General features: G+C 50.6%; 19 protein-coding genes. 9 read left to right on the top strand and 10 right to left on the bottom strand.

What is annotated here, in order from left to right; translation table 11 throughout:
- Nucleotides 1-96: 96 nt before the first annotated feature.
- The 4 genes from ACNA6I_RS00140 to yidD all read right to left on the bottom strand — a co-directional run bounded on the left by ACNA6I_RS00140 (nucleotide 97) and on the right by yidD (nucleotide 3,981).
- Entirely contained in the window at nucleotides 97-1,128 is a 1,032-nt protein-coding gene (locus ACNA6I_RS00140) for a cytochrome d ubiquinol oxidase subunit II (protein ID WP_048007364.1), read from the bottom strand.
- Between the two features lie 14 nt (nucleotides 1,129-1,142).
- Nucleotides 1,143-2,501: a cytochrome ubiquinol oxidase subunit I gene (locus ACNA6I_RS00145; protein ID WP_048007365.1), complete on the bottom strand. Its 1,359-nt coding sequence runs from the start codon at nucleotides 2,499-2,501 to the stop codon at nucleotides 1,143-1,145.
- A 111-nt stretch (nucleotides 2,502-2,612) separates the two neighbouring features.
- Nucleotides 2,613-3,590 (bottom strand): metal ABC transporter solute-binding protein, Zn/Mn family, encoded by a 978-nt coding sequence (locus tag ACNA6I_RS00150; protein ID WP_053072534.1) that lies wholly within the window; start codon nucleotides 3,588-3,590, stop codon nucleotides 2,613-2,615.
- Nucleotides 3,591-3,738: 148 nt separating this feature from the next.
- On the bottom strand, nucleotides 3,739-3,981 hold the full coding sequence (gene yidD, locus ACNA6I_RS00155; protein WP_048007468.1) for a membrane protein insertion efficiency factor YidD: 243 nt from the start codon (nucleotides 3,979-3,981) through the stop codon (nucleotides 3,739-3,741).
- 190 nt (nucleotides 3,982-4,171) lie between these two features.
- Between yidD and ACNA6I_RS00160 the strand changes: the two genes are divergently transcribed.
- Nucleotides 4,172-4,645 (top strand): S-ribosylhomocysteine lyase, encoded by a 474-nt coding sequence (locus tag ACNA6I_RS00160; protein WP_048007366.1) that lies wholly within the window; start codon nucleotides 4,172-4,174, stop codon nucleotides 4,643-4,645.
- 47 nt (nucleotides 4,646-4,692) lie between these two features.
- Here the strand turns inward: ACNA6I_RS00160 and ytzI are convergent, their stop codons facing one another.
- On the bottom strand, nucleotides 4,693-4,878 hold the full coding sequence (ytzI, locus tag ACNA6I_RS00165) for a YtzI protein (protein WP_048007367.1): 186 nt from the start codon (nucleotides 4,876-4,878) through the stop codon (nucleotides 4,693-4,695).
- Between the two features lie 148 nt (nucleotides 4,879-5,026).
- Here ytzI and ACNA6I_RS00170 point away from each other — a divergent pair, with 148 nt between their 5' ends.
- Nucleotides 5,027-5,200 (top strand): putative motility protein, encoded by a 174-nt coding sequence (locus tag ACNA6I_RS00170; protein ID WP_048007368.1) that lies wholly within the window; start codon nucleotides 5,027-5,029, stop codon nucleotides 5,198-5,200.
- 95 nt (nucleotides 5,201-5,295) lie between these two features.
- Nucleotides 5,296-6,594, top strand: coding sequence for a hemolysin family protein (locus ACNA6I_RS00175; protein ID WP_048014519.1), 1,299 nt, complete (start codon nucleotides 5,296-5,298; stop codon nucleotides 6,592-6,594).
- A 47-nt stretch (nucleotides 6,595-6,641) separates the two neighbouring features.
- On the opposite strand, the gene ACNA6I_RS00180 is transcribed toward ACNA6I_RS00175, so the two are convergent.
- Entirely contained in the window at nucleotides 6,642-6,887 is a 246-nt protein-coding gene (locus tag ACNA6I_RS00180; RefSeq protein ID WP_048007370.1) for a DUF6154 family protein, read from the bottom strand.
- A 205-nt stretch (nucleotides 6,888-7,092) separates the two neighbouring features.
- On the opposite strand from ACNA6I_RS00180, the gene ACNA6I_RS00185 reads away from it, so the two are divergent.
- From ACNA6I_RS00185 to ytkD, 3 genes are all read left to right on the top strand, one after another.
- Complete coding sequence (locus tag ACNA6I_RS00185; protein ID WP_231578934.1) at nucleotides 7,093-7,482, top strand: phage holin family protein; 390 nt, start codon at nucleotides 7,093-7,095, stop codon at nucleotides 7,480-7,482.
- Between the two features lie 57 nt (nucleotides 7,483-7,539).
- Entirely contained in the window at nucleotides 7,540-7,863 is a 324-nt protein-coding gene (locus tag ACNA6I_RS00190) for a hypothetical protein (RefSeq protein WP_048007371.1), read from the top strand.
- 92 nt (nucleotides 7,864-7,955) lie between these two features.
- Complete coding sequence (gene ytkD, locus ACNA6I_RS00195; RefSeq protein ID WP_416312753.1) at nucleotides 7,956-8,417, top strand: RNA deprotection pyrophosphohydrolase; 462 nt, start codon at nucleotides 7,956-7,958, stop codon at nucleotides 8,415-8,417.
- Here the strand turns inward: ytkD and ACNA6I_RS00200 are convergent.
- The 3 genes from ACNA6I_RS00200 to ACNA6I_RS00210 form a co-directional block, all read right to left on the bottom strand.
- Nucleotides 8,404-9,201 carry an ABC transporter permease gene (locus ACNA6I_RS00200; protein ID WP_048007373.1) on the bottom strand — a complete coding sequence of 266 codons (798 nt, stop codon included), beginning with the start codon at nucleotides 9,199-9,201 and terminating at the stop codon, nucleotides 8,404-8,406. The genes ytkD and ACNA6I_RS00200 overlap by 14 nt on opposite strands.
- Nucleotides 9,191-9,958 carry an ABC transporter ATP-binding protein gene (locus tag ACNA6I_RS00205; protein WP_048007374.1) on the bottom strand — a complete coding sequence of 256 codons (768 nt, stop codon included), beginning with the start codon at nucleotides 9,956-9,958 and terminating at the stop codon, nucleotides 9,191-9,193. The genes ACNA6I_RS00200 and ACNA6I_RS00205 overlap by 11 nt, the downstream gene beginning before the upstream one ends.
- Before the next feature lie 61 nt (nucleotides 9,959-10,019).
- Nucleotides 10,020-10,991, bottom strand: a complete 972-nt coding sequence (locus ACNA6I_RS00210; protein WP_156183286.1) for an ABC transporter substrate-binding protein — start codon at nucleotides 10,989-10,991, stop codon at nucleotides 10,020-10,022.
- A gap of 144 nt (nucleotides 10,992-11,135) precedes the next feature.
- Between ACNA6I_RS00210 and ACNA6I_RS00215 the strand changes: the two genes are divergently transcribed.
- The 3 genes from ACNA6I_RS00215 to ACNA6I_RS00225 all read left to right on the top strand — a co-directional run bounded on the left by ACNA6I_RS00215 (nucleotide 11,136) and on the right by ACNA6I_RS00225 (nucleotide 13,085).
- The gene (locus ACNA6I_RS00215) at nucleotides 11,136-11,924 is read left to right on the top strand and encodes an alpha/beta hydrolase family protein (protein ID WP_367259643.1); all 789 of its coding nucleotides are present in this window, start codon (nucleotides 11,136-11,138) and stop codon (nucleotides 11,922-11,924) included.
- A 3-nt stretch (nucleotides 11,925-11,927) separates the two neighbouring features.
- Nucleotides 11,928-12,170 carry a DUF2584 domain-containing protein gene (locus tag ACNA6I_RS00220; RefSeq protein ID WP_048007376.1) on the top strand — a complete coding sequence of 81 codons (243 nt, stop codon included), beginning with the start codon at nucleotides 11,928-11,930 and terminating at the stop codon, nucleotides 12,168-12,170.
- 102 nt (nucleotides 12,171-12,272) lie between these two features.
- The gene (locus tag ACNA6I_RS00225) at nucleotides 12,273-13,085 is read left to right on the top strand and encodes a YwqG family protein (protein WP_048013490.1); all 813 of its coding nucleotides are present in this window, start codon (nucleotides 12,273-12,275) and stop codon (nucleotides 13,083-13,085) included.
- Nucleotides 13,086-13,339: 254 nt separating this feature from the next.
- On the opposite strand, the gene ACNA6I_RS00230 is transcribed toward ACNA6I_RS00225, so the two are convergent.
- Nucleotides 13,340-13,672: a hypothetical protein gene (locus ACNA6I_RS00230; protein WP_048014513.1), complete on the bottom strand. Its 333-nt coding sequence runs from the start codon at nucleotides 13,670-13,672 to the stop codon at nucleotides 13,340-13,342.
- Between the last annotated feature and the right edge of the window lie 113 nt (nucleotides 13,673-13,785).

The following is a 13,785-nucleotide window of genomic DNA, read 5'->3' on the forward strand; positions in this document are numbered from 1 at the left end:
GAGTACCCGCGGAAAGCGAAGTCTTGCACGGAAATCATGAGCTGTATGAAAAACCTACACTGATCATGTTCGACATTAATAGGTACCTTTTTTGATTCAGTCTTCTTTTTGCTGCAAGTAACGCTTATCATTCATGAACAAGCTCCAGAAGTACACGAATCCAGGGAACAGGATGATGAATCCTGCGATGTAGGTGAAGAATACGGCCCTGAAGGAGTCGGGATCGGTGAAGCCTGACTGGACGGTCACTTCCGGATAGATGATATACGGAAGATGGGCCTTGCCGTAGACGTAGCTCGCGATGACATACTGGCAGATGACCGCAATGACGGCAACGCGTGGCATCCCCTTCATTCCTTCCTTGTTGGTGGGGAGGAATAAGGCGGCTCCTGCGATGACAAATCCAAGAAGGGAAATGAGGAGCAGATTACGGTCCTCGAGCATCCGGTCATAGAGCCATGTTGCTTCGGACTTCATGGTCCACATGATCAAAAAGGCCATGAGGACGGAAATCGGCCCGATGATCATGGCATCCCTGCGGTAGACCTTGAAGGCTTCATATTCCTTGGACGTTTTGGAGTAGTCGGCAAGAAGCAGGGATGAAAGGAACAGGGTACTGGCGACGGCAAAGCCGAAAAAGGCATATTCATGGGGGCTGGTGAAAAGTTTTCCTAAATCCAGCTCCTGGCCGTTGTCGAAGTCGATGTACGAGCCGTGGGAAATCGGCAGAACGCTGATGATCAGGCCCGGGATCAGGATCCCGGTGATCCCGGTGATATACGTCAGCGGTTTGTAATAGTCGTCCGCCACATGGGAGAACACCAGGAAGGCACTTCGAATGGCCAAGAGCAGGAGGATCAGGCTCCCGGGGACAAGCAGGACCGTCCCGAGGGAGTAGGCGGCACCCGGGAACATGCTGTAGACAGCCACGACCAGGGCGACGATGAATGTATTGGTCACTTCCCATGTCGGAGACAGATAGCGGTTGGCGATATTCGTCGCCTTCGTTTTTTCATTATTGATATAGAGCATCGACCAGAATCCGGCGCCGAAGTCCATCGTAGCCATGACGGCGTAGATGAAGACGAATCCCCAGAGAATGATGATGGCTATCAGTGATTGTGTCATGAGTGCACCTCCGATCAAGTGGATAATGGAATATCTTTATGTTTGCTCTCGGCTTTTTGGATATCCTTTTCAGGCGGATTCCGTTTGAAGTAGTAAAGGAGCACGAGCACAACGGAAACGGCGAGGATCGCATAGATCGTGATGAATAGTCCGAACAGTACCGCAAGATTTCCCGTCGTCGTGACGGAGTCCTCGGTGCTCAGGATCCGGTAGATGGTCCAAGGCTGGCGTCCGGTACAGGCGAAGATCCAACCGAACTCGATGGCAAGGATCGATAGGGGACCTCCCGCCACGAATACCCACATCATCCATTTCGGGAAGCGGTCCTTCTTCAGCCATTTCTTCCAAGCAAAAGCTCCAAGGGCGATGACGATGAGAAGGGAACCGATTCCGACCATTGCGTTGAAAAGGGTGTGGACGAATAAAGGTGGCCAGTATTCTTCTGGAAAATCATTCAGTCCGATGACTTCGGTATCAAAACTGTTTCCGGCAAGGAAGCTCAGTGCCCACGGGATTTCGATTCCCCATTTCACTTCCTGGTTTTCACGATCGGTGAAGCCACCGATGGAAAGGGGGGCGTGATCCTGGGTTTCGAATAATCCTTCGGCTGCAGCCAGTTTCTCAGGCTGGTATTCATGGAGCTTTTGCGCCGATTCGTGGCCGTTCAATGCAGTAAGCAATGCGAAGATCCCCCCGACGGCCAGACAAATCATCAGAGATTTTTGGTGGAACTTATACACCCTGGATCCGAACGGGTTACGCAGCATTTTGAATGCCGATACGGAAGCGATGGTGAATGAGCCGACCACATAGGCGGATAGAGCGACATGGCCAGCTGTGACGAAGAAGCTTGGGTTGAAGAATGCTTTCCAAGGTTCAACGTTCTGGATCTCCCCATTGATCATCTCGAAGCCTGCAGGAGTCCCTTCGAACGCATGGACATTGGTGATCAGGACGGCGGAAGCGAGACCACCGACACAGACCAGGACAAGACTGACGATCCTCATCCAAGGCGCGATCCGGTTGGCTGCGTATACATAGATACTCATGAACAGTGCTTCAATGAAGAAAGCATAGATTTCAATCTGGAACGGCAGGGCCATGACCCGTCCGATGACTTCCATGAACCCGGGCCATAGTAAGGAAAGCTGGACCCCGGCAATGGTCCCGGTGGGGATCCCGACGCCCAGAAGGACGGCGAATGCCTTCGTCCACCTTTTGGCCATGATCTGATAATCAAGATCATTGGTCCGTTGGTACACGATTTCAGAGATGAGGATCATTAGCGGGATCCCGACGCCAAGTGTTGCAAAGATAATGTGAAAGGCCATGGTCGTTCCGAACATGGACCTTGCAATCACTAATTCATCCATATGTATGTCTCCCTTGCATGTTTTCCTTATTGTCCACGAAATGGAAACGGAATATGCATGGAAAAATCGGAGGCAGGCATAACAAAAAAAAGCGGCACGAGGCCGCTTTTGTCAGTACAATGCTTTTTTGAGTGTATCGATGTTCCGGTTCATCAATGAGAAATAGTCTTCTTTGTTCTTCTCATCTTCAGGGGTCAGAACGGCGAGATTGTGAAGCGTCAGGGCTTCGGCACCCAGCTCCTTCTGGACGACCTCTGTCAGGCGGGACGATACATTCTGTTCGAACATGATGTATTGGATATTTTCTTTCTTTCCTTGATCGATGATGGCCTTAAGCTCTTTCTGGGAAGGCTCATCCGAAGTGTTCAAGCCGGCGATCGATTTTTGATTCAGTCCATAGCGCTCGGCCCAGTAGTTATAGGCCGCATGTGAAACGAAGAAGGTCTTCTTCGGAGCGGCATCCGCCATTTCGTGGAAGTCTTCATCGAGCTTTTTCAAATCTGCGTCAAGGTCTTTGAGGTTCGCCTGGAATTCATCTTTATGCTCAGGCATTTCGTCAGAAAGGGTGTCTGCGATGTTTTGAGCGATCTGCTGGGCGTATACGGGATCGAGCCAGATATGTGGATCGGTATCCCCGTGATGATGACCGTCATCTCCGTGGTCATGCCCTTCCTCTTCATGATCTTCTCCCTCTTCATGGGCGTCGTGATCGTGACCCTCATGGGATTCGAGGTCGATCCCTTCGCTTGTAGCCACGACTTTCACATCTTCGTTTTCAAGGATGGATTTCGATTTGTCCACAAAGCCTTCCAGTCCCAGTCCGATATAAAAGAACACATCCCCATCGGCCATGTCGATCATATCCTTTTGAGATGGTTCGTAGGAATGTTCATCAGATCCAGGTGGATAAACACTCTCTACTTTTACGTGATCACCACCGATCCGTTTGGTGAAGTCCTCAAGGGGATACACCGTGGTATGTACCTCCAGAACATCTTTTTTCTTCCCATCTCCATCCGAAGATGAAGCACCGCAAGCAGATAAGATGAGCACAAGGGCAATGAGCCAACTTTTACGAATATACTTCAAAAGAGAACCTCCTCTATAAACTGTAATGATTACGATTTAGCACATTGGTTATTTTACTATCGTTCTTCCAGAAGCGCAAGTATTATTTTCTACTCAGTATGCCCGCCTTTGCCGCCTCCTGATTCGGTTCAAGAAAAAAAGACCATGTCTAGTGGACGTGGTCCTTCTTCGGCGGCCATTCCGCGGGTACTTCATCGATGCCGCCCGGGTGGAAAGGGTGGCATTTCACGATGCGCCTCACGGTCAGGTATCCGCCCTTCAAGGCACCGAATCGACTCACGGCCGTGATGCCGTAGTGGGAGCAGGTCGGGTAAAAACGACAGGTGGGAGGCTTAAGTGGTGAGATGACTTTTTGATAGATCTTGAATAAGATGAGAAGTAATCGTTTCATCATGTGTGGTCCTTCCGCGTTCGTTTTCCTTTACTATAGCAGAAAGATCATCTCTGCCAAAAAAGTTTGTTTACGACGGACTGATCCGGGAAAACAATAAATGACCGATGGTTAATTCGGATTAAGTTGATGAAATAACTTTGAATTTACGGTATACTGATGAAGAATCCAAAATAGGAGTGATGAATCAATGCCTTCAGTAGAAAGCTTTGAATTGGACCATAATGCAGTAAAAGCACCATATGTCCGCCACTGCGGAGTTCACAAAGTGGGGAGCGACGGACTGGTGAATAAGTTCGACATCCGTTTCTGTCAGCCGAATAAGCAGGCCATGAAGCCGGATACGATCCATACTCTTGAGCATCTTCTCGCCTTCACGATCCGTGAATATGCTGAGCCATATAAACATTTCGATATCATCGACATTTCCCCGATGGGATGCCAGACCGGCTATTACCTCGTAGTGAGCGGAGAGCCGACAGTCGAAGAGATCATTGATCTTCTTCATGCAACCATGGAAGACGCCATCACGATCGAGGAAATTCCTGCTGCCAATGAAAAACAGTGTGGCCAGGCGAAGCTTCATGATCTGGATGGAGCGAAGAAACTGATGAAATTCTGGTTGGGTCAAAGCAAGGAAGATCTGAAGCAGGTATTTGCGTAAAACAGGAAACCCCGGCGGATGCCGGGGTTTTTATATGGGGAGGAGCCTCATCGTTTCGGCTCTTCCTTCTTTTGATTCTCTTCCTTTTCCATATGCTCAAGATGCGGATTGTTTTCAATGGGATCCACGGTATGTTTGACGGATGTATAGGCCTTTGATGTCGTGAGGGCACTGATGAAGATCACGAGGATACAGATGGCGATGGAAATGATCAGCACTAAAGTCACTGACATAATGACACCCCTCCTTTTTCCGCTAGTGTATCATAGAAAGCGCTTCAATATAGATGGATTATCAACAACTTTATGACTATTTTTCCATTTTGCCTTTTTCAGGGAAAATGGATTTGGTATGCTTAACGTATGCAAAGGAGGCTTGATCATGAACTTATCATCCATCATGTCGCGTCAGGTAGCAGATCTGCAACATACGGTGAGTCTGAGCCTTATGAAGACTCAGATGGCCACCCAGGCAGCACAGGCGGTCGTCATGCTTCAGGACATGAAAGAAGCATCACACCCTCATAAAGGCACCGTGATCGATCAGAAAGGGTAGGGAGCGTCTGGGGTATCCAGGCGTTTTTTTGTTGTAGGCTGGAGGAAAGAGTGCATACTAACGGGTAAATCCACTGGAGATCGGAGGAACCCAGATTGTCAATCGACCTTTTATTCCTGCTCATCCTTATGATCCTGAATGCCTTTTTTGCCGCTTCTGAAATCGCCCTCATATCCATGAATGATACGAAGATCAAGCTGCTTGCGGAGCAGGGGGATAAAAAAGCGGGGCTGCTCGTGAACCTGCTTGCCGAGCCTAGCCGCTTCCTCGCCACCATCCAGGTGGGGATCACCCTGGCCGGTTTCCTGGCGAGCGCATTCGCCGCAGGGAGCTTTGCGGGAAGGATGGCAGATCTGCTTCATGACTGGGGAGTCCCCCTTTCCCAGAGGATCCTCGAAACCGTGTCTGTCGTGGTCATCACGATCATCCTGTCCTACTTCACCCTTGTGATCGGTGAGCTTGTGCCGAAGCGCATCGCCATGCAGCGCCCGGAGCCGATCTCCATGTTCGTGGCAAGGCCGCTGTCGATCCTGTCTGCTTTGACGTATCCGTTTGTGAAGCTGCTTACGCTGTCGACGAACGCCATCCTTCGATTATTCGGAATCGACCCGGATGCACATGATGAAGAGGTCACCGAGGAAGAAATCCGCATGATGGTGGACGTGGGCAAGGAGCGGGGGACCATCCAGGATGCGGAGAAGACCATGATCAATAATATTTTTGAGTTTGATAATACGACCGTGTCCATGATCATGGTCCACCGCACCAACGTGACGGCCCTGTCGGTAGATGCAGGCTTTGAGGAGGTGGTCCACTTCGTGAATCAAGAGAAATATACGCGCTTTCCCGTTTATGAAGAAGATATCGATCATATTACGGGCGTGCTCCACGTGAAGGACATCCTTCAGTATATGGAGACGGGAGTAAAGGAAGACTTCGATCTGAAGCAAGTGAGCCGTCCCCCTTATTTTGTACCGGAATCGAGGATGACCGATGAACTGTTCCGGGACCTGCAGCTGAACAAAGTCCATCTGGCCGTCGTGCTGGATGAATTCGGCGGAACGGCGGGGATTGTGACCCTGGAAGATCTGCTGGAGGAAATCGTCGGTGATATTTATGATGAGTATGATGATGAAGAAGAAGGGTATGAGCAGATCGATGAGCGGGTCTATGAATTCGACGGGACGACGAACTTGCATGATGCCGAACGGATCCTCGAAACCGATCTGCCGAGCGAAGAGTTTGATACAGTGAGCGGGTTCATCATCAGCGAGCTTGGCGATATCCCTGAACCCGGTGCGGCTGTGGAGTTTGAGCGGATCACCTTCAGAGTACTCGAAGCGGACGAAAAGAGAATCAAACGGGTGTTGATCACCCTGCCAGACGATGAATGAAAAGGCAAAGAAGCTGACCCCCGGGGTCAGCTTCTTTGCCTTTCACCTCAATGATAGCTCTTGTTCCCGGCAGGCTCGCGTCCTGCCCCTTTGGACCATCTTTCCTTCAAGGTTTCAAATATGTATAAACGGAAGAAGTATTCCAGTTCCCCGGTTTCCAGCTCATTCAGCATCTCAAGAAGTTCTTCCCGTGAGGTGTCTTCAAGGATGGTAAGGGCAATAAGATCCAAATCTTCATCGGTACCTTTGATCCTGCCGCGGTACATTTCATAAATCTCTTCGATCAGCTTCATGCGCTTCACCTCCCTTATGTTCATTCTATCACGAACCCTTCTCAATTACTCCACATATTATGTGGGGACAACTCTATTTTTGTCATTACCCACCCCCGATATAAACTAATCATTTTGCTCCATTCCCATGATCAATGGATATGAGCCGGAGTGCCGGTTCTTGATGCATATGGAAGCGAGGTTTACGGAAAGGAGATGCTTACATTTGGAAAGAGTATTATTGGTGGCAGGCTCGGGAATGGGGGCCTACATCATCCAGTTATTCGGTGAATGGAACCCCCTGTTGACCTTTCTGGTTGCCGTGGTCATCCTCGATTATTTCACCGGCGTCATCGCAGGTGCCATAGAAGGAAAACTCTCGAGCCGATTCGGTCTCAAGGGGATTGCCCGTAAGGTCCTGATTTTCGCCCTGGTGACTGTCGCGCACTTATTAGATACTATATTGTCAGATCAGTACTTTATTCGTAATGCGACCATCATTTTCTATATCTGCAACGAAATGATTTCCATCATCGAAAATGTCGGACGGGCAGGGGTGCCAGTCCCGGAATTTTTGAAGAAGGCCGTGGAAATCCTGAAAAAGAGAGGGAAATGAATAGAAAATGTGATATTGAGGAAAATGAGGATAGAAAGATGAAAAGGGGTGGACCACTTGCAGGAAGAACGGAATGACTATTATATTGAAGTCGCGACCGGTGAGATCTCAAGGAGCTCGACGGATTCTCCGTGGAACTTCAAGATCTCCGCTACGGATGAAGAAATCATTGGACTGCGTGAGATCTTCGACTCAAACCATTCGGTGAGCTGGCAAAACTTTTACCGGGCCCACGTGCCCTTTGTCCAATATCACTTCGACCGGGAAAATGATGCGTACGATGAAAATCTTCATCGCGTCTACGAAACCCTTCACCGATTAGGGGACGAAGAAGCACGCGCCTTTATCGAAAGCATGGGAATTCTCAAATCCTCCGATTGACCTTAACGGGAAACCGGTCCACCAGAGCTTTAATGGTGGACCGGTCCTTTTTATTTGTGGTTATAATGGTAGATAGAATGAGGTGAAGCATAATGGAACAATTCAAGGATGCGAACGGACTGGACGTCCACTTTTCATACAGGCGAGATGCCTTCTCCCCGGAATCCGGGCATGTCCTCGTCATTTGCCGGTACGGTGAAGACTGGGTGTTCACCCGTCATAAAAAGAGGGGCCTCGAATTCCCCGGGGGGAAGAGGGAAAAGGGTGAGTCCCTGGAGGAAGCGGCCATACGGGAGACGTATGAAGAAACGGGGGCCGTCATCACGGAACCGGCCTTCATCGGGGAATACAAGGTGCATGGCGACGCCCCGTTCGTGAAGACGATCTTTTTCGGAGAAGTGAAGGAGATCATCGACAAGGAGGACTATCTTGAAACGGATGGGATCTTCCTGTGGAACGGGGACTGGACCGGGACACAGGATGACCCATCGTTCAGCTTCATCATGAAGGACCGTGTCATCGAACTGGCACTGAAGAAGGTCACGAACGGATAAGCTTCTTCTCGATGATTTCCACGACCTTATACATGAGGGTGGCACAGACGGCGATCACGAGAAGGGACATGAGGACAAGAGTGAAGTTGAACACCTGGAATCCATAAATGATCATATAGCCAAGTCCCTTGGCCGATACGAGGAATTCCCCCACGATGACGCCCACCCATGAGAGCCCGACGTTCACCTTCAGGGTCGAGATGATGGTCGGGAACGAGGAAGGGAGGATCACTTCCTTGAACGTTCGGCTGCGCTTTGCGCCGAATGTGTGCATCACCTTCAGGTAATTGGGGTCGACTTCCCGGAAGGAAGTGTACACGACGATCGTCGTGATGATGACGGAAATGATCGTCCCCATGGCGATGATCGATGTGAAGCCCGGTCCGAGACCGACGATGAGGATCGGACCCAGTGCCACTTTCGGCATGGCGTTCAAGATGACAAGATACGGATCAAGAACCTTCGAGAGGAAGGGAGACCACCATAAGAGGGCTGCGAGGAGTGTCCCGAGCAGCGTGCCCAGTATGAAGCCGATCACCGTCTCCCCCAAGGTCACGGATAGATTGGTGACGAGAGTCCCGTCCGAGAGTTTCTCCATGAACAGATCCCATATTTTCGTCGGGGAGCTGAAGATGAGGGGGTCGATCCAGGACTGCCGGCTCGCCGTCTCCCAAGCCCCGAAGAATACGATGAAGATCAAACCCTGGTAAAGCCATACCAGGCGTTTTTCTTTTTTCAGGCTCTGAATATACTCCTTGTGTTTTTGATGCGTGTCACGCGTCAAGGCTTTCAAGCTCCTTCCATATCATTTGGAAAAATGCAGGGTAATCATCGTGATTCCTGACATCAAACGGTGTTTGCCCGCGCAACCCGACCGGAACCTCGAAGGTCGCGTGGATCCGTCCGGGTTTGGCTGCGAACAGATAGATGCGGTCGCTCATGGCAATCGCCTCGCCGATGTCATGGGTCACGAGGATCGCGGTCTTCCCGAATGACTTCAATGTAGTGAACACAAGATCTTCAAGTTTCAGTTTCGTCTGGTAATCGAGGGCGGAGAAGGGCTCATCAAGGAGAAGGAGCCTCGGCTCGGTGATGAGCGTCCTGATCAGGGCGGCCCGCTGCCGCATCCCTCCCGACAGTTCCCTTGGATAAAGATTCTGTACCCCTTCAAGACCCATTTCCTTCAGAAGAGCCGAGGCTTCTTTTCTTTTCCCGGGCGTGACCGTCCCTTTAATGGACAGACCGATCAAAATATTCTCCTCGATCGTCTTCCAGGGGAACAGATAGTCCTGCTGAAGCATGTATCCGGTCAGGTCCCTTCTCTCGGAAATGGGACGTCCTTCAAGATTCACGGATCCCTCCGTCGGGTCCATGAGGCCCGCAATGATGGAAAGGAGGGTGGTCTTGCCGCACCCGCTCGGTCCGATGAACGAAATGAATTCACCTTCATCCACGTGAAGGGAAACATCGTCGATAGCGGCATTTGCCGCCTTCAAGGAAAAGTACGTATGGCTGATGGAATCCAACGATAAAAAACTCAACAGTGAACCCCTCCTATCTGATACGTAAGAAGGGCTGACTCATCCGTCAGCCCGATCTTAGCTATTCTTTGGATGCTTTCTCGGCAATCGATGTATTCACCAGCGTATCGTGATCGATTCTCTCAGGCAGTTCCCCGGCCTCATCCATGATGTTCTGGAGATTTTCCCACTCTTCCTGATCAAGGACCGGATCGGTGGCAAATGAGCCTTGAGATTTGTAGCGGTCCACGACGGTTTCCATGATGGCGGGATCTGTATCCTCGAAGTACGGTGCAATCACTTCGGCGATCTCTTTTGCACTGGCTTGATCGACCCATTGCTGGGCTTTGTAGAGCGCCCGGGTGAACTTATCCACGGTTTCGTCATTCTTTTTCATGTAGCTTTCTTTTGCCATGAAGGTCGTATAAGGCACATGTCCGGACTCGGTGCCGAATGAGGCGACGATATGTCCTTTTCCTTCCTTCTCGAAGATGGAAGCGGTCGGTTCGAACAGCTGTACATAGTCACCTGTACCGGATGCGAAGGCATTCGCCACATTGGCAAAATCGATGTTCTGGATCAAGTCGAGATCCTTGTGCGGATCGATGCCGTGCTCCTTCAGCACATATTCGCCGACCATCTGCGGCATGCCGCCTTTACGCTGGCCGAGGAAGGTCGTTCCCTTCAACTGTTCCCATTCGAAGTTCTCCACCTTTTCCCTGGACACAAGGAAGGTACCGTCGGTCTGGGTGAGCTGGGCGAAGTTGATCACCGGGTCATCCGATCCCTGGGCGTGGACATAAATGGACGTTTCCGATCCGACAAGGGCGATGTCGGCTCCGTTCGACAGGAGGGCCGTCATCGTCTTGTCTCCGCCCCAGGTGGTTTTCAGCTCGACGTTCAATCCTTCGTCTTCGAAGAACCCTTTCTCGATCGCTACATATTCCGGTGCATAGAAGATCGATCGGGTGACTTCTGCCACACGTACTTTCTCAAGTGGTTCTGCCTGTTTCCCGCAGCCTGAGGCCAATAAAGCAATCCCGGCGACTGCCATGCCGGTCCGTATCCACTTTTTCACAGCCGTTTCCTCCTTTGCTGCATGACTGACGTTTTACCTGTCACGCACGGTTTTCATTTGCTAAACCATTGTATGTTTGGGGTAAAATATGTGTGAATACCCATGGGAAAGGAAGAGATGATGAAAAACGGGACGATTATCCAAAAATATGAATTTCCTTCCCCGAACCCGTCGGTGAGGATGTTCGAGTTGACGTATATGTCTGGCGGTTTGAAGGTGAAGGGGATGCTTGCGGAGCCTGCCAACGGGAGCGGGTACCCGGGCTTCCTGTACTTAAGGGGAGGAATCAAGGGTGTGGGGAAAGTGAGGCCGGCAAGGATCGGCCAGTTTGCTTCCCACGGCTTCATCGTCTTTGCCCCCTATTACCGGGGAAACCTCGGCGGAGAGGGAAGCGAGGACTTTGCCGGGGATGATCGCGAGGATGCCGTATCGGGTGTGGACCTTCTGCGGGATCATCCCCGGGTGACAGGAGGGATCCATGTGTTCGGATTCTCCCGCGGCGGGGTGATGGCCCTCCTGACGGCCATCGAACGGCCAGATGTTGCTTCCGTCGTCTCCTGGGGAGGGGTAACAGATATGTTCCTTACATACGAAGAGAGGGTCGACCTGCGTCGCATGATGAAGCGTGTCATCGGCGGGACCCCGAAGAAAGTACCCGAGCGTTACGAGTGGAGGACACCGCTCTTCCAGCTCGATCGCCTGAAGGCACCAGTCCTGATCATTCACGGTGAACAGGATCAAAACGTCTCCATCGAACATGCGCGCCGCCTTGAAGAGGGGCTGAGGGAGATGGGGAAAAAGGTTGAGACACAGTATTATCAAGCCTACACGCATTATTTCCCGCCTCGGAAGAACCAGGAGATCGTCGCAGGAATGTGTGAGTGGATGAAAAAACAAGAGGGGGAATGACCGATGGGCATGCCTATGGAACTGAACACCATGATTGTAACGAAGAACAACGAGGTAAGAGAAGAAGAGAATCTCTTCACACTCGTGAAAGAGGGGTACCGCCTTTATCCGATGGAGATCCCCATAGAAGTAAGGGTGACAAAACACAGCGAGCCAAACGCAATCGGCCGAATTGAGGAGCTGCGTTGGAAAGACGGGGAAACGTCGATCACCTACCGGTTGCTGTCATTGAACTCAACGAATTGATGTAGAGTGAGGGGAAGAGAGCAGGCAGATTCATCGATGACAGGCAGGAATCCTTTCTGTATGATGGAAAAAAGATGTTTTTTTTCCAAGGAGGAGATGAATGTGGCACAATCGGTCAACCTGCAAGCGAAACTTGCCCCTTACCGCACGGCTCTTGATGGAACGGAGATTCCTTCTGTCCATCTGCATATAAAAGAGGGGAAAACCGGCCCTTATGATAGTAAGATTGCCGGGGATCCGTATTTCCCGAAGGCGGATGAGTACCCTGTGGACGGGGAGGGGCACCCGATGAAACTGTTGGCCCAGATCAATTTCGGTCAGCTTCCGAAGCTCGAAGATTATCCGGAATCAGGACTCCTGCAGATCTTCATTTCGGTCCATGATGACCTGTACGGAATGAATATCGACCAGAAGCAGGACCAAAAGGATTTCCGAATCAGATTTATAGAAGAGCCGTTCCTGCCGAAAGAAGAGCTCGTATCCGATTTTTCTTTCGTGAAAATCCCCGATGACGTGTATTTCCCTGTCACGAAGGAAGGCGCCGTCCTGGCGGAATTGACAAGTGAAACGATCAGCGCAGGCGACTATCGCTTCGAGAAGGTGTTCGGGAAGGAAAGCTGGGATCTGTTTGAATCCATGACCGATGATGGGGAAGAGGCCGACGCCCTCATGGATGAGTTCTATGAAACCCAAAGCGGCTTCGGACATAAGATCGGAGGATATCCGGGCTTCACACAGGAGGATCCGCGTCAGTATGAAGATCAGGACCATGCACTGCTGCTGCTGCAGATCGACTCGGATGATGAAGTGGACATGATGTGGGGCGACTGCGGCATTGCCAACTTCTTCATAAAGAAAGAAGATCTTAAGAAGAAACAATTCGGCAATGTGGTCTATAACTGGGATTGTTCATAAGACGAGCCGGCATAGCAAAACCCGAATTCATTTGCCTACGATCAGGCTAGTGAATTCGGGTTTTTAATTTTTTGGAACAAAAGAATTTCATTGATTCCAGCGGTTGATTGGAGTGCAAGACGTAGACTCCTGCGGGAGAGTAGCTAATGTGAGACCCCGCAGGCCCGCCGAGGAGGCTCACGGGCTACCCGTGGAAAGCGAAGTCTTGCACGGAAATCATGAGCGGCATAAAGAACCTACACTGATCGTGCTCGTCATTTTTCAATCTCTTCATAGAGGAGGTATCGTTCGTCAGAAGTCTTGGCGATGAGATAGGTGCTGTGGTCCTTTACATAATAAAGATCCGTCCCCTTCTTCAGATGATTCGCCGTGTAGTCTTTTTCAGGATGGAACTCATCCCCGATCTTCTCCTTGATCTCCCCTGCCTTCCCGTCGAGGGTGAGCGTCTTCTTGACAGGCAATAGCACATATCCCTTCCCGTTCAACACCAGCATATCCCCGTATCCACACAACTCGTAGCTCTTTTCTTCACTTCCGCACCCTGCCAGCAGCAGGGATATGAAGCTCAGTGGGATCAACCATTTCATGCCATCATCCCTTCTTGTTTGTTTGTCCTATTCATTCCTATTCAGATACGGACAGGTTCATGAAAGGGATTTGAAAAAATAGGGACACTCCATATGGGCTCACATGGTATAAT

It is taken from the genome of Rossellomorea sp. FS2 (assembly GCF_047915635.1).
In the GTDB taxonomy this organism is placed as follows: domain Bacteria; phylum Bacillota; class Bacilli; order Bacillales; family Bacillaceae_B; genus Rossellomorea; species Rossellomorea marisflavi_A.

What these genes read in the sequence shown, in the direction of transcription:
- ACNA6I_RS00140 (WP_048007364.1), bottom strand. Translation starts at nt 1,128, where the DNA reads ATGACACAATCACTGATAGCCATCATCATTCTCTGGGGATTCGTCTTC.
- ACNA6I_RS00145 (WP_048007365.1), bottom strand. Translation starts at nt 2,501, where the DNA reads ATGGATGAATTAGTGATTGCAAGGTCCATGTTCGGAACGACCATGGCC.
- yidD (WP_048007468.1), bottom strand. Translation starts at nt 3,981, where the DNA reads ATGAAACGATTACTTCTCATCTTATTCAAGATCTATCAAAAAGTCATC.
- ACNA6I_RS00160 (WP_048007366.1), top strand. Translation starts at nt 4,172, where the DNA reads ATGCCTTCAGTAGAAAGCTTTGAATTGGACCATAATGCAGTAAAAGCA.
- ytzI (WP_048007367.1), bottom strand. Translation starts at nt 4,878, where the DNA reads ATGTCAGTGACTTTAGTGCTGATCATTTCCATCGCCATCTGTATCCTC.
- ACNA6I_RS00170 (WP_048007368.1), top strand. Translation starts at nt 5,027, where the DNA reads ATGAACTTATCATCCATCATGTCGCGTCAGGTAGCAGATCTGCAACAT.
- ACNA6I_RS00180 (WP_048007370.1), bottom strand. Translation starts at nt 6,887, where the DNA reads ATGAAGCTGATCGAAGAGATTTATGAAATGTACCGCGGCAGGATCAAA.
- ytkD (WP_416312753.1), top strand. Translation starts at nt 7,956, where the DNA reads ATGGAACAATTCAAGGATGCGAACGGACTGGACGTCCACTTTTCATAC.
- ACNA6I_RS00210 (WP_156183286.1), bottom strand. Translation starts at nt 10,991, where the DNA reads ATGGCAGTCGCCGGGATTGCTTTATTGGCCTCAGGCTGCGGGAAACAG.
- ACNA6I_RS00215 (WP_367259643.1), top strand. Translation starts at nt 11,136, where the DNA reads ATGAAAAACGGGACGATTATCCAAAAATATGAATTTCCTTCCCCGAAC.
- ACNA6I_RS00220 (WP_048007376.1), top strand. Translation starts at nt 11,928, where the DNA reads ATGGGCATGCCTATGGAACTGAACACCATGATTGTAACGAAGAACAAC.
- ACNA6I_RS00230 (WP_048014513.1), bottom strand. Translation starts at nt 13,672, where the DNA reads ATGAAATGGTTGATCCCACTGAGCTTCATATCCCTGCTGCTGGCAGGG.